This window comes from Acinetobacter indicus, assembly GCF_009914475.1.
GTDB lineage: Bacteria > Pseudomonadota > Gammaproteobacteria > Pseudomonadales > Moraxellaceae > Acinetobacter > Acinetobacter indicus.
Genome location: NZ_CP045198.1, coordinates 2106060 through 2120151, shown reverse-complemented (window position 1 = coordinate 2120151; position 14092 = coordinate 2106060). Strand labels below are relative to the sequence as shown.

At 48.1% G+C, this 14092-nt stretch carries 15 protein-coding genes; 8 read left to right on the top strand and 7 right to left on the bottom strand.

What is annotated here, in order from left to right; all coding sequences use genetic code 11:
• The first annotated feature begins 98 nt into the window (after nt 1-98).
• The 3 genes from truB (at nt 99) to GA693_RS10515 (ending at nt 2426) form a co-directional block, all read left to right on the top strand.
• Nucleotides 99-1004 carry a tRNA pseudouridine(55) synthase TruB gene (truB, locus tag GA693_RS10525; RefSeq protein WP_104473448.1) on the top strand — a complete coding sequence of 302 codons (906 nt, stop codon included), beginning with the start codon at nt 99-101 and terminating at the stop codon, nt 1002-1004.
• A gap of 36 nt (nt 1005-1040) precedes the next feature.
• Nucleotides 1041-1808, top strand: coding sequence for a sulfite exporter TauE/SafE family protein (locus GA693_RS10520; protein ID WP_104473447.1), 768 nt, complete (start codon nt 1041-1043; stop codon nt 1806-1808).
• A gap of 159 nt (nt 1809-1967) precedes the next feature.
• The gene (locus tag GA693_RS10515; protein ID WP_075168265.1) at nt 1968-2426 is read left to right on the top strand and encodes a hemerythrin domain-containing protein; all 459 of its coding nucleotides are present in this window, start codon (nt 1968-1970) and stop codon (nt 2424-2426) included.
• Nucleotides 2427-2497: 71 nt separating this feature from the next.
• Here the strand turns inward: GA693_RS10515 and GA693_RS10510 are convergent, their stop codons facing one another.
• The 3 genes from GA693_RS10510 to serA all read right to left on the bottom strand — a co-directional run bounded on the left by GA693_RS10510 (nt 2498) and on the right by serA (nt 5859).
• Complete coding sequence (locus GA693_RS10510) at nt 2498-3370, bottom strand: EamA family transporter (RefSeq protein ID WP_104505691.1); 873 nt, start codon at nt 3368-3370, stop codon at nt 2498-2500.
• A 146-nt stretch (nt 3371-3516) separates the two neighbouring features.
• Nucleotides 3517-4392: an EamA family transporter gene (locus GA693_RS10505; protein WP_160240923.1), complete on the bottom strand. Its 876-nt coding sequence runs from the start codon at nt 4390-4392 to the stop codon at nt 3517-3519.
• Between the two features lie 234 nt (nt 4393-4626).
• Entirely contained in the window at nt 4627-5859 is a 1233-nt protein-coding gene (gene serA, locus GA693_RS10500) for a phosphoglycerate dehydrogenase (protein ID WP_005180397.1), read from the bottom strand.
• Between the two features lie 354 nt (nt 5860-6213).
• Here serA and GA693_RS10495 point away from each other — a divergent pair, with 354 nt between their 5' ends.
• The 3 genes from GA693_RS10495 to craA all read left to right on the top strand — a co-directional run bounded on the left by GA693_RS10495 (nt 6214) and on the right by craA (nt 9609).
• On the top strand, nt 6214-7623 hold the full coding sequence (locus GA693_RS10495; RefSeq protein WP_160240924.1) for an FAD-binding oxidoreductase: 1410 nt from the start codon (nt 6214-6216) through the stop codon (nt 7621-7623).
• A gap of 152 nt (nt 7624-7775) precedes the next feature.
• Nucleotides 7776-8147, top strand: coding sequence for a hypothetical protein (locus GA693_RS10490; RefSeq protein WP_016658494.1), 372 nt, complete (start codon nt 7776-7778; stop codon nt 8145-8147).
• 232 nt (nt 8148-8379) lie between these two features.
• Complete coding sequence (craA, locus tag GA693_RS10485; RefSeq protein ID WP_160240925.1) at nt 8380-9609, top strand: chloramphenicol efflux MFS transporter CraA; 1230 nt, start codon at nt 8380-8382, stop codon at nt 9607-9609.
• A gap of 114 nt (nt 9610-9723) precedes the next feature.
• On the opposite strand, the gene GA693_RS10480 is transcribed toward craA, so the two are convergent.
• The 4 genes from GA693_RS10480 to GA693_RS10465 all read right to left on the bottom strand — a co-directional run bounded on the left by GA693_RS10480 (nt 9724) and on the right by GA693_RS10465 (nt 12870).
• Complete coding sequence (locus GA693_RS10480) at nt 9724-10023, bottom strand: DUF3817 domain-containing protein (protein WP_045795347.1); 300 nt, start codon at nt 10021-10023, stop codon at nt 9724-9726.
• Between the two features lie 287 nt (nt 10024-10310).
• Nucleotides 10311-10856: a superoxide dismutase family protein gene (gene sodC, locus GA693_RS10475; RefSeq protein WP_075168261.1), complete on the bottom strand. Its 546-nt coding sequence runs from the start codon at nt 10854-10856 to the stop codon at nt 10311-10313.
• A 105-nt stretch (nt 10857-10961) separates the two neighbouring features.
• Nucleotides 10962-12089, bottom strand: a complete 1128-nt coding sequence (locus tag GA693_RS10470) for an AI-2E family transporter (RefSeq protein ID WP_162182848.1) — start codon at nt 12087-12089, stop codon at nt 10962-10964.
• Nucleotides 12090-12225: 136 nt separating this feature from the next.
• Nucleotides 12226-12870, bottom strand: a complete 645-nt coding sequence (locus GA693_RS10465) for a ParA family protein (RefSeq protein ID WP_005180385.1) — start codon at nt 12868-12870, stop codon at nt 12226-12228.
• A gap of 119 nt (nt 12871-12989) precedes the next feature.
• Between GA693_RS10465 and GA693_RS10460 the strand changes: the two genes are divergently transcribed.
• Both GA693_RS10460 and GA693_RS10455 read left to right on the top strand, forming a co-directional pair.
• Complete coding sequence (locus GA693_RS10460) at nt 12990-13457, top strand: Holliday junction resolvase-like protein (protein ID WP_005180383.1); 468 nt, start codon at nt 12990-12992, stop codon at nt 13455-13457.
• A gap of 23 nt (nt 13458-13480) precedes the next feature.
• Nucleotides 13481-14092, top strand: a complete 612-nt coding sequence (locus GA693_RS10455) for a hypothetical protein (RefSeq protein WP_228718913.1) — start codon at nt 13481-13483, stop codon at nt 14090-14092.

Genomic DNA, 14092 nt, shown 5'->3' with positions numbered 1-14092 from the left:
TCAATATGCCATAAAAATGACATTGTTTTATAGAAAAGTTGTAAAGCTTGTGCTCAGATTGCTACCATGGCGCAGTTTAGAATTGTCCGATTTTTGCCATGAAAGCATCTTCTCCTAAAATTCAGCGTCGTCCTGTGCATGGCGTATTTTTATTGAATAAACCCCTGGGTATCAGCTCCAATGCTGCACTGCAAAAGGTGCGCTGGCTGTATCGTGCGCAAAAAGCCGGACATACCGGTGCTTTAGATCCGTTGGCCTCTGGTTTATTACCAATCTGTCTGGGCGAGGCGACCAAGTTTTCGCATTTTCTTCTGGATTCAACCAAGCGTTACCAGACCACCATTCAATTGGGACACAGCACCACCACCGGTGATGTTGAAGGTGAAGTGCTGTTAGAGGCTGCGGTACCGGCATTGACTGAAGAAAATATTTTAACCGTCCTGACGCAATTTACTGGCGATATTCAGCAGGTGCCACCGATGTATTCAGCGCTGAAAAAAGAAGGCCGTCCCTTATACGAGCTGGCCCGTAAAGGCATTGAAATTGAACGGGATGCGCGTCCCATCAGTATTTATGCGCTGGAGCTGCTAGGGTTTACTGACAATAGTATCACCCTGGATGTGACTTGTTCCAAAGGCACCTATATTCGTGTACTCGGTGAAGATATTGCCAAGGCGCTCGGCAGCTATGGGCATCTGACCTATTTGCACCGTATTCAGACCGGGCATTTTGATCTGATCCCAAGCTACACCCTGGACTATCTGGAAAGCCTGAGCGAAGCCGAGCGTGAAGCGCTGTTGCTGCCGGTTTATGCCCCGATTGAGCATTTTCCACAGGTACAGGTGCCAGAAGGCCGGGCCGAATATTTTTGTCGCGGCATGGAAAGTAATATTGACCATGCGGCGGCAACTCAGGTATTGGTATTTGAGGGCGAGAAATGTTTAGGGCTGGCGGAAATTACCGATAAAAAACGTCTGGTACCAAAACGGGTCTTGAATCTCTAATTTTCATCTGCACTGAGGCCACAGGATTGCCCCGATATGGATATTGAAATCGTCATCAGCCTCGTGATTTTTGCCTTCTGTGCCGGTGCAATTGATGCCGCGGTTGGTGGTGGCGGCCTGATCCAGATTCCGGCGATTATGGGCGCAATGCCGCAACTGGCGCCGGCCACGGTGTTTGGCACCAACAAACTGGCTTCCATTTGTGGCACTGCTTCGGCGGCCTTTTCTTTTTTACGCAAAGTGCAGCTGTCCTGGAAATTGCTGGGCGTGATCGGGCTATGTGCCTTTCTCAGCTCTTTCGTTGGCGCAGCCTGCGTGTCAATGATTCCGACCGATATTTTGCGGCCCTTTGTGCTGCTGATGCTGATCGTGATTGCCATCTACACCTTCATGAAAAAGCAGTTTGGCCAGCTGCATGTGCAGCAGACTTTAAACCGCAAAATGTTGCTCCTGGCGGCGTTGGGCAGTGTGCTGATTGGTTTTTATGATGGTATTTTTGGCCCCGGCACGGGCAGCTTTTTTATTTTCTATTTTATTCGTTATTTACAGGTCGATTTTTTGCATGCCTCGGCCTTGTCGAAAATTGCCAATTTTATGACCAATCTGGCAGCGCTGAGTTTCTTTATTCCCACGGGGCATGTGCTGTTTATGGTCGGGGCGATGATGGCGCTGGCCAATATTACCGGTTCTCTGGTCGGGGTGCGTCTGGCCTTTAAATATGGCAGCGGCTTTATCCGGATTGTATTTCTGATCCTGGTTAGTGTGCTGATTGTACGCATGGCCTATCAGATGTTCTGGTTGTAAATCATTCTCATTATTAAAATTTCCCATACAAATTGCTGCAGGAACCGTCGCACGGGCTTGGCGTATAGTGAATGCTTAGCCTGACCTGTCTGCTTAACAATAATGATGCAACCCGTTGTCGGGTGTTTAAATTTTGGCATTTGAAAGGGTAATAACAACATGAATATTTTTGAAGCACTGCGTGAAAGCCATGAAATACAGCGTGATCTGGCCGAGCGTTTAATCCAGACCTCGGGGGATACACCAGAACGCCGCGAGCTGTTTGATCAACTGAAAAATGAATTATTCGCCCATGCTGTGGCCGAAGACCGTTATTTTTATATTCCACTAATGATGACCGATTCCGGGCTGAACATTACCCGGCATGCGCTGGCAGAACATCATGAAATGGATGAGCTGCTGGAAAAACTGACCGAAACCGAATTTAGCAATCCGGGCTGGCTGGCGATTGCCAAGCAGCTGTCTGAAAAAGTGCATCATCATTTGCAGGAAGAAGAACATGGCTTTTTCCAGCAGGCTGGGAAAATTTTGGAAGAACGCCAGAAAACCGAGCTGGCCAAACAGTATTTAAATGAATACGGCAAATATAAAGCCATTCAAAAAGACAGTCTGGTCTAAATTCAGGACTTAAAAAAGATGGCTCTCTTGGCCATCTTTTTTTATTCATCTTGTTTGATCTTTCTTTTTGCTTAAGGGCTGATGGTTTTTTTGCGGCTGGCTCTTAGAGTCACGCCTACGGAGGCCAGCATCACACAGAACAGCGCGACCCATTGCAACAGGCTGATCTGTTCACCGAGTAACACCAGGCCGGTTAGCGCGGCCAGTGCCGGCGATAAACTGGACAGGGTGCCATAGCTGAGCTTGCTTAAATGCTGCAAGGCTTTCAGATCCAGTGCATACGGAATGGCGGTGGCCAAAATGGCAATGGCGATGGCTTTGCCCCAGTACTGGGTATCAACCAGGGCCGCGGCATTGTGATACAGACCAATGGGTAACAGGGTCAGCGCAGCCAGACTAATGGCAATGGTGAGGGCATGCATGCCAATATTCTGCTGTACCACGCGCTGCCCGAAATAAATATAGAGGGCCCAGCAAAAGCCGGCACCCAGCGCACAGAGGGCACCAAAGACTGAAAAATTGTCACTATTGGCCTGTCCCCAAGGCACCATCAGCGCAATTCCCAAAATCGCCAAAAGCACCCAGATATAATCACTGCGCTGTTTAATCGAGAGCAGAGCCAGTCCCAGCGGGCCAATAAATTCCAGACCAACCGCAATCCCTTGTGGCAATTTGCCCAGCGACATATAGAACAGCACATTCATCAGACATAAAGCGGCGCTATAGCAGAGCAGATCCCGCCATTTTAAAAAGGACAGCCGGGAAATAATCTTCCAGGAACGGAACATCAGGCAGATAATAATGGCGGCAAAGCACAACCGTAAAATGGTCACGGTAAGCGGATCGAGCACCTCAAACAGTTGTTTGGCAAAGGAGGCACTAATCTGGTACGAGGTCATGGACAGCACCATGAACAGTACCGACAGCAGTTGAGCATTTTGCATAAGCGCACCACCAACACCGGAAGGTGTCAGCATATTGGGGAGATGCTGCTGATTATAGCAATTTGCTTAAATTTTGATGAGTAGCCGGTCAAAATAAATTCCAGCACTACACAGCAGGAGGCTCAGTCTGGCCAGATCCACTCTACTTAACTGGACTGCTGTTTGCGCTGCTGCACGGTATAGGTACAACCAATGGAGGCGGCAATAATGGTGCTTAAGGCCTGCCATTGATTCCAGAGCAACTGTTCGCCCAAAAAGACAAAACCGGAGAGCGCGGCAATGGCCGGTTCCATGCTCATCAGTGTACCGAAACTGAGTGCGGTCAGGTTGCGAAGTGCAATCATTTCCAGACTAAAGGGCAAGGCGCTGGCCAGAACTGCCAAGGCAATAAAATAGATGAAATTGCCCGGTTCAAATACGCTAACAGGCAGGCCATCCCATAAAGCAATGGGTAATAAAATCAGGGTACCGACCAGCATACCTAAACAGACCGTATGATTCCCGGATACACCCGATGGTTTCTGTCCGGCCACAATATATAAGGCCCAGCAGGCACCGGCGCCTAAGGCAAACAACACGCCCAGACCATCGAGCGGCTGCGCGGTCTGATCAAAAGGAAACAACAGCACCAGCCCAACAATGGCGAGGCCGACCCAAATAAAGTCGAATTTGCGCCGGGCATAAAACAGCGCCACGCTTAACGGCCCGATAAATTCAAATGATACCGCAATGCCCAGCGGCAGGCGGTCAATCGCCAGATAAAACAGCATGTTCATACCGGCCAGTGCGGCACCGTAACTGAAAATCGCTGGCCAGCGAATGGCTTTGGGCTGAATTTTCCAGAGCTGAAAAATCAGCATCAGCACCAGCGCGCTCAGCAGCAGCCGCATGGCTGAAACGGTCAGAATCGGAAACTGATCAAATAGCAGCTTGGCCATCGAGCCACTGCTTTGCAGGCTGAGCATGGCAATCAGCAACAACAGCACAGCGCGGAGATGCGGCGCATTTTGAAGTATCGACATAACTGAAATGGGCTGGTTGGGAGAGTAGGGCGATCATCAGATCAATAGCCGCTAGCATAGCATGAACAGATGACGCTTCCATGTCGTGACTGCGTAAGTGGCCAGCAGGTAAAACAAGGCTCATGCACGATTTCAAAAGAACATGAAATAAGGATTGCGTATTGTTTTCAAAGCGGGAAATAAAAAAACCACAGCGCAAGGGCTGTGGTTTTGGGTGTTACTGTCTAATTGAAATTAGAACAGAACACGTACACGGATAGTGCCTTCAACATCATGCAGCATATCCAGTGCTTCTTGTGATGCAGTTGCATCCACATCCATCACCAGATAACCGACATCACCTTTGGTCATTAAAGATTGACCCGAAATGTTGATGCCTTGCTCAGCAAACAGGTTGTTGATTTTAGACAATACGCCTGGAATGTTTTTATGAATGTGCAGTAAACGGTGTTTACCTTCAGTCAATGGTAAGGCAATTTCAGGGAAGTTCACTGCAGACAGGGTCATACCCTTGTCAGAGTAAGCCACAAATTTCTCAGCCACTTCCAGACCAATGTTGGCTTGCGCTTCCATGGTTGAACCGCCCACGTGTGGGGTCAGGATCACATTGTCCAGACCACGTAGTGGAGAAACGAACTCTTCACCATTGGCTTTCGGCTCTTTCGGGAATACGTCAACCGCAGCACCAGCCAGATGACCTGATTTAATTGCATCTGCCAGATCTTCAATAATGACACAGGTACCACGTGCCGCATTCAGGAAGATCGCGCCTTCTTTCATTTGTGCAAACTGTTCTTTGCCCATAAAGTTACGGGTCGATGGAACGTCTGGCACGTGTAGCGATACCACGTCTGCATTGGCCAGCAATTCAGCCAAAGAACCGACCTGGCGTGCATTACCCATTGGCAGTTTGGTCACTGCATCATAATAGATCACATGCATACCCAGGCTTTCAGCAAGCACAGACAGTTGCGAACCAATTGAACCGTAACCCACAATACCTAAAGTCTTACCGCGTGTTTCAAAAGAACCCGCTGCAGATTTTTCCCAGCCACCGCGGTGACATGATGCCGATTTGGCTGGTACGCCACGAAGCAGCAGAATCAGTTCAGCAAGGACCAGTTCCGCAACAGAACGGGTATTTGAATATGGTGCGTTAAATACTGGAATACCACGTACCATGGCTGCATTTAAATCGACTTGGTTGGTTCCGATACAGAAACAGCCAACCGCGATCAGCTTGTTCGCAGCTTCAAAGATTTCTTCAGTTAATTGCGTACGTGAACGAATACCAATGAAGTGTGCATCTTTGACCGCTTCTTTCAGCGCTTCACCCTCAAGCGCAGTTTTACGGTAGTCGATGTTGGTATATCCGGCAGCATTTAACGTGTCGATGGCATTTTGGTGAACGCCCTCTAACAACAGGAAACGAATTTTATCTTTAGGTAGTGAAAGATGTTGGCTCATTACGGCTCCGCTACAAAGGCCAAATTTAGTGGCAGTATCATATCATAGGAGCGGGCAGGAGATACATTCCATTTATGGCTGATCGGTCTGCTATTTCTGTAGAAAATATAAACGCAGGATTCATTTTTGGTTGAATTAACTCTGTATTTTCAAAGCTATATTATCAAAATGATGGTTTTTCTCAGGTTTTACAGAAAAATCGCTTATAATAGCCCCAGACGGCAAAAACCGGCCTCAGGCTGTTGGTTTCTTGCCCGTTTTTTATCTTTTACTGTGCTTTGGCATGACTTTAAAATGTACAGCACCAGTCTGGATAAATCTCTTCTTGTTTAATTCTTGCCAGGTCTGCAAACGATGAATGCTCCAGTCGCTTTAACCCCAGAGTTATTGACCCAATTGACTGCAATTGTAGGTGAAAACCGTATTAAAACTGATGCGGACAGCCTCCAGAATTGGGGTCGAGATCATACCAAGCACTTTGATCCAAACCCATCCGTCATCGTTTTTCCATCGAGCACTGAGCAGGTGCAAGCGATTGTGAAACTTGCCAATCAGTTCAATGTGGCAGTCACGCCATCGGGCGGTCGTACCGGTCTTTCTGCGGGTGCGGTAGCGGCCAACGGTGAAATCGTGGTCAGCATGGACAAGATGAACCAGATTCTGGAATTCTTCCCGGCAGACCGCATGGTACGGGTACAGGCTGGTGTGGTGACTGAACAGCTGCAAAACTATGCCGAAGAGCAAGGGATGTATTATCCGGTCGATTTCGCCTCTGCCGGTTCATCACAAATTGGCGGTAACATTGGTACTAACGCTGGTGGTATTAAAGTCATTAAATACGGCATGACCCGTAACTGGGTGCTGGGCTTAACCGTGGTGACCGGTAAAGGGGATGTGCTGCGTTTAAACAAAGGCATGATCAAAAACGCCACCGGTTATGCACTGCAACACTTATTCATTGGTGGTGAAGGGACTTTAGGCCTCGTCACTGAAGCGGAAATCAAGCTGGAACGTCAACCGCAAGACCTGCAAGTGATGGTGCTGGGTGTACCGGATTTTGATGCAGTGATGCCTGTGCTGCACGCTTTCCAGGCCAAAATTGATTTAACTGCATTTGAGTTCTTTGGTGAACTGGCAATGCAGAAAGTACTGACCAATGGTCATGTACAGCGTCCGTTTGAAACCGAATGTCCATTCTATGTATTGCTTGAATTTGAAGCGCCATTTGAACCGATTATGGACAAGGCAATGGAAATTTTTGAGCACTGTATGGAACAGGGCTGGGTGCTGGACGGCGTACTCAGCCAAAGCCTGGATCAGGTCGAAAGCTTATGGCGTTTACGTGAAGATATTTCGGAATCGATTGCGCCGTTTATTCCATACAAAAACGATATTTCAGTGCTGATTACCCACGTGCCGGCATTTATTAAAGAAATTGATGCGATTGTGGCCGAGAACTATCCAGACTTTGAAATCTGCTGGTTCGGTCATATTGGGGATGGTAACCTGCACCTGAACATCCTGAAACCTGCCGATTTAAGCAAAGATGAATTCTTTGCCAAATGTCAGGTGGTGAACAAGTATGTGTTTGATACTGTGAAAAAATATGACGGTTCAATTTCTGCAGAGCACGGTGTTGGCATGACCAAAAAGCCATATCTGGAATACTCGCGTTCTGCTGAAGAAATCGAATATATGAAAGCCTTGAAACAGGTCTTTGACCCGAATGGGATTATGAACCCGGGTAAATTATTCGACCTGTAATCAGGCCAATAGAACGAAAAAGCGCATCTCCGGATGCGCTTTTTTTATGGCACTTATCATGTGCACTCTCGCTCAAATTACATTCTGTGCATAGTGTTAAGCGCAAAAAGCCGGCATCATTTTTACAGTGTTGAATCAGTTTGGATAGAGTTATGTTTCGTTTCGCTGCAATGGCAGGACTGGCAATTGCTGTTACAGGATGTGCCACCACCCAGAATATTGTGTCTAAAGTGACACCATCTGCCGAAACACCGTTGGCACAGGTGTTAAAAGAGCGTCCAGATTTACGTAAACAGCTGGCGACAGTCGAGCTGCGTCAATTCTTTAATAATGTCGAGTCACCGACTGCGGCCCAGGTTAAAGTGACTGAAACCGGTTTAATGGATGATTCGGTACGCTCGATTCGTACCATTTACAGTTTTAAACTGGTCAATGGCGACTGGGAAAAAGTGAAAACTGAAAAGAGCTATCAATGTCTGCGCGGCAAAAATACCAAGACTTTCCAGAAGGCTGTATGTCCTTAATCCGCTTGAATCTTTTAATGATTTTGATTGAAAAGCGTAGCTAAACCCTACGCTTTTCTGTTTTTAAAACCGGGGATTTATACTGGTTTCGTTCAGCTGCTTTAGCTAAGTGTTGCTGCCGGAAGTTCAGCATTTCCCCATCAGAAAAGTCACAGATTTTAAAAATAAACTCTGCTACACTGCGCCCATTGTTATGATTGCAGCCTGCTGATCTGGCAGGCTTTTGAGCGCTATGCAAACCACTCCAACTACAACGCTCTCCCGCGCCACCTTAATGTTTCCGCTGGCTTTGGTGCTGTTCGAATTTTCTGTCTATATCGGCAATGATCTGGTACAGCCGGCCATGCTCGCCATTACCCAGGATTTTGGCGTCAGCAGTTCCTGGGCAGCCTCTTCGATGTCGTTTTATCTGCTCGGCGGTGCCTGTGTCGCGGCCATTTTAGGCCCTTTATCGGACCGTTTAGGCCGTAAAAAAGTCCTGCTGGGTGGGGTACTGTTTTTTGTGGTGACCTGCCTGCTGATTTTATTGACCCAGAACATCGAAAGCTTTTTATTGCTGCGCTTTTTGCAGGGCTTTGGCCTGTCGGTAATAACTGCGGTGGGCTATGCCGCCATTCAGGAAAGTTTTGCCGAACGCGATGCAATTAAAGTCATGGCACTCATGGCCAATGTATCGCTGCTGGCGCCGCTACTGGGGCCAGTGTTGGGTGCGTTTATGATCGAGCATGTGTCCTGGCATTGGGGCTTTATCGGGATTGCGGCCTTGGCGGCTGTAAGCTGGCTCGGACTGAAAGCCAAAATGCCGGAGCAGCAGCTCAGTATTCCAAAACAGCCGATTGGCTATATCTGGGATGATTTTAAACAGGTACTGAAAAACCGCCGTTTTCTGACCATGACCTTTGCCTTGCCGCTCTTAAGCATGCCGCTGATGTTATGGATTGCCTTGTCGCCGGTGATGCTGGTGGAACAGCTCGGTCTGAGCAGTCTGCAATATGGTCTGGCCCAATTTCCGGTCTTGGGCGGGCTGATTGCCGGGAATCTATTATTGTTGAAAATCATTGACCGTTTTGCTTTGGGACAGACTGTGCTGATGGGCTTGCCACTCATGTTGGTCGGCACCTTGCTGTTAATTCTTGGTCTGCTCATACCGGATTATTTGATCTGGTGTCTGATTCTGGGTATGACTTTAATCAGCTTTGGCGAGGGTATCAGTTTTTCAATTATTTACCGTTTTGCCCTGATGTCGTCCGAAGTGTCGAAAGGGACGGTGGCCGCAACTGCTTCTGTGCTAATGATGCTGAGCTTTTTTGTGGTGATTGAACTGGTGCGCATGCTCTACAGTCATTTTGAACTGTGGACTTATAGCCTGTGCTGTTTTGCCCTAATTGCCTTGTGGTTTGCTTATCCGCGGCTGAGTCTGAAACAGATTATGCGTGAACGTGCCGAAAGCGGTCAGTTTTAAGCGGGCTGATCATCTGGCATTTATCAATAGGATAATGTGGTTAAAAGGCCAAAAAACAAAGGCATCCAGCAGATAGTAATCTGGTGAATGCCTGATTGATCGATGAGTCTGGAGTTACACTTCGACCTGCGGCTGTGCCATTTTCTTCAGTTTGGCATCAAAAATAAACGGGCCAAACGGTAAAATTGAAGCAATCACGCCCATTAAAAACACCTGAATTGACCATTTCTGTTTTTCACAGACCACGAACAGCACCACCAGAAAGGCAATAAACAGCACACCGTGGCCCATGCCGACGTATTTCACCAGAATTGGGTTACCCCATATATATTTCAGTGGCATGGCAATAAACAGCAAGGCCAGAAAAGATAAACCTTCTAAAAAACCCACCACGCGCAAGCTTTGGATGTTCATACTCTGCAATTTCTCCATAGATCTAGTTGCAGTGTAGCGAATATTGGCGCAGAGGGCCATGCTTTTTAGTGCACGGCCCGGTTTTAAGTTTTTGTTTTTTAATATAAATCGGACTGTAGGACTTGGTTTTTGCTAAGCTGTTGATGTTGAAATAAAAGCCTGATAATTAATCTTGTAGCCTCAGATTGCTATTTAATCTAGGCATAGAAAAAGGCACTCATCGCTATGGATAAGTGCCTTAAAAATCAGAAAACTGTGGATAAGTCGGGATTTATCCGCATCAAGGTTTAGATCACGCCACAGGCAATCCGGTCACCACCACCGCCTAACGGTTTTGGCGTATCGGCATAGTTATCGCCACCGGCATGAATCATGAGCGCCAGACCTTGTACATCCTGTAATTTCAGACGCGGCGCCAGTAGGGTGACACGTGCCGTGCCATCGGCTGCCACATTCAGGACCGGTAAATCACCAAGATGGCCGCTTAATGGATTGCCATGGTTGGGTGCCTGATTCGGGTTAAAGTGGCCACCTGCGGCCAGTGCAGCCTGCATTTTACCGTCTTTTTCTGCTGGGGCGCAGGAGCCGTTTTCATGAATATGGAAACCATGTGGACCCGGTGGTAACTGGGTCAGATTGGTACGGATAACCAGACCTGCAGCACTATCGGTCAGTTGGACTTCACCGAGCTGGGCGCCAATGCCTTGGGCAGAGACCGCATTAACGGCAACGTTTTTACTGGCGCCAATCACGGTATCGGGTGTGGTGGTACAGCCGACTCCGACCAGCGCGGTAAACGCACATAAAGCACCAAGTTTAAAAAGTGGGGTCATGGTTTGCATCCTGTCTTATTCGAATATGTGGCTTCATTCAAACAAGGCTCAGGAGGCAACACAATGCAGTTTGCGTACAGGCGTGTATAAGTTTCTTAATGAAATTTAGCCTTTTGGTGCAGCCGGTCCCTGATCATCGGGCAGGTCATAGGCCATGGTGGTTTTTGGCATCATCATGGCCTCGGCTTCATTGGTTTCATGCAGCCATTCACGCCAGATTGCCAGCAAGACTGCCAGAATCACCGGACCAATAAACAGGCCAATCAGACCAAAGCTGGCAATACCGCCCAGAACCCCGAACATGATCAGCAGGAATGGAATCTGGGTGGCGCCGGAAATCACCAGCGGACGAATCACGTTATCTGCGGTACTGACCACACACACGCCCCAGGCCATTACGCCAATTGCTTCAATGGTTTGTCCTTGAGAGAACAGCCATAGCGCCACCGAGCCATAGGCCAGCGGTGGGCCAAACGGAATCAGGGCAAACAGGAAAGTGACAATGGTCAACACCATCGGGTTCGGCACCCCGGCCACAAAGTAGCTGACCCCGGCCAAAAGTGCCTGGGCAATTGCAGTCAAGCCAACCCCGTAAACCACCGCACGGGTGGTTTCAGAAATGGTATCTAAATAATGGTGTACACGTGGTCCGATCACCATTTCCAGCGCTTTACTGACCTGATTTAAAATGGTCTGGCCATCACGATAGAAGAAGAACAGCGACAGCATGGCAAAGCCGAGTTTAATTAAATTGCGGCTAATTTCACTGAGCAGGAAACGGCCATAATTCAGATGGCCCTGAATCCAGACTGAAATCGAATTAATGATGCTGTTCGGATCTTCATTAATTTCACGTAAGGAACGGCTAATTTCTTTACCGACAAAGGGCAGATCGCGGATAAAATCCGGCACATTCAAATGTCCGGAAAAGACCTGTTTCTGTAATTCGTAATACAGGTTACGACCTTCGTGCTGCAAGATAAAAATCGCAAAGGTCAACGGAATACCGACTACCAGTGTCACCAGAATCATCATAATTGTGGCACTTAAGGTCGGCCGTGGACCGCACATACGCTGTACCGACTGATACAGCGGCCAAGTCATATAGGCAATAATAGTGGCCCAAACTACAGGAACAATAAAGTATTTGAGGACATGAAAGCTCAAAAAAATCAGGACAAAAAATAGTCCAAATAGCAAGACTTTTTGTAAAGTGGGCGCGTATTGTTGCACTGAGTTCACTGGCTCATTCCTAAGGTCTTGAAGCATATTAACTGAAAACCCAGCGCTCGCAAATGAACGCTGCGTAAGTTCTGTTAAATATTGAAGCGGGAGTGGAAAGGCAAAAGCCGTTTAATCGCTTAGGCGCTTAGAACCATTGGGCCGGATCATCAATAATCGCATTCAGGACAGGTTGCCACTGATTTTGAATGGTCAGGTAATTTTTCTGGGTTTTATCAAATACGCTTAAGCCCTGCATCGCCAGTTGACCATAGGCAGCACGTTCAGAAATCCAGGCCACCGGTTCCTGTTCAATTTTTTCAAAGAAATCACGAATTTCTTTGGAGCTGGCACTGTTGGCCTTGACCCGGTTGGCCAGCAGTAAAATCTGAACCTTGCCTTTACGAATCCGTTTAATTTCCTGCAAATGCTTTAAAAAGCGACGGGTCGAATCAATATCGAAGAAGGAGGGCTGCAGCGGGGTAATAATCGCATGTGCTTCACTAATCAGCTGCTCGGCCTGATCACCAGATAATGCCCCCGGCGCATCAATAATCAGGTATTCGATATTTTTAGGCGCATCACCGACCGATTTTTCATGACGCCAGTCCAGACTCTGAATGGGAGCGGCGCTTTCTGGACGCTGTTTTAACCATTGTCGTGCAGATTTCTGGTTATCGGCATCGGCCAGGGCGACTTTATATCCTTTTTGGGCTAAGGCGGAAGCTAAACTGATGGCGGTAATGGTTTTTCCACATCCACCTTTTTGATTGGCGACTAAGATTGTTTTCATGACCCTACTAAAGATTTTATTCTGCTCATCCCTAGCATATCATTGTTTGATGTGCTGGAGATGACCGTTGACAAAAGTCGTAGCGCTGCTTGCAAATTTTAAAAAATCAGGAAAACCCCATGTCGATATGGATGGCAATGCTTATAGGCGCTGCAATAGGAGTGGTGCTGACCACCATCATTTTAAGTCATAGCCGCAATGGCCGGATTAAGGCCGAATATGAACAGTATATTGCCGAGCTGGAGCTGGAACATCAGCAGGCACTGGCGCAGGCCCAAAAGCGCAGCGTCAATACCAGCCGCGCGGTGCTCAAAGGGAAAATGGCCGAGCAGATGGCACCAATTATGCCGCAATTTGAATACTTGCCCAGCGATGCCAAATTTCTGGGCGATCCGGTCGATTATATTGTGTTTGATGGCTATACCGACTTTCGGGATGGCGATGGCCGGGCTGAGGATATTCAGGTGGTGTTAATTGATATTAAAAGTGGCGGCGCGCGCCTGACCAAAGGCCAGCAGGCCATTGCCGAAGCCATTCAGCAGGGACGACTGCGCTTTGAAACCATCCGAATTGATTTCGAGGATTAATTTTTTGATGACCGAACTTTCTTGTGAATAAAATACTGCTCAGCCTGGCGGGACTGGCCCTGATGATCTGGCTGTGGTCGGAATATTTTCGTGCCATCCCACATTTACAGCAGTCAGGGGTGTTAAAGAACTTTGCGCTGGAAACTGAAGGACATTTTTCCGGGCAGTATCAGGTCGTGGCAAAACGCTACTACAGTCCGGACCGGCGGGTGATTCATCCGGCTGCGCCGGTGGTGGGACATTTTAATGATCTGGCCTATGTCAGCAATATTGATCTGCTGCTGGCCAAAGACGTGTTTAGTTCATCAGAGCAGGCCCAAACGGTCGATTTTGAACAGACCCAGCGCTGCTATCAGTTTCAGGTGGCGTCCACTAGCCCGCTTGCAGCACAACAGGTGATTGCCAACACGCTCAATATCAGCGCCATTGCTGCCAGCGAACAGATTGCTCAGCGCCTGCGCCGTGTTAAAGCCGGGCAGCGTATAGTGCTGCGCGGCGAGTGGGTCAAGGTGCGTTCAGTCAGCACGGGGCAGTATTTTCAGATCAACCATTACCCGCTACCAGCGAACAATTGCCGGATAGTACGGGTGCAGCAGCATGAACTACTCGGAGCTAAAGCAACCGAGTTTCCGTAG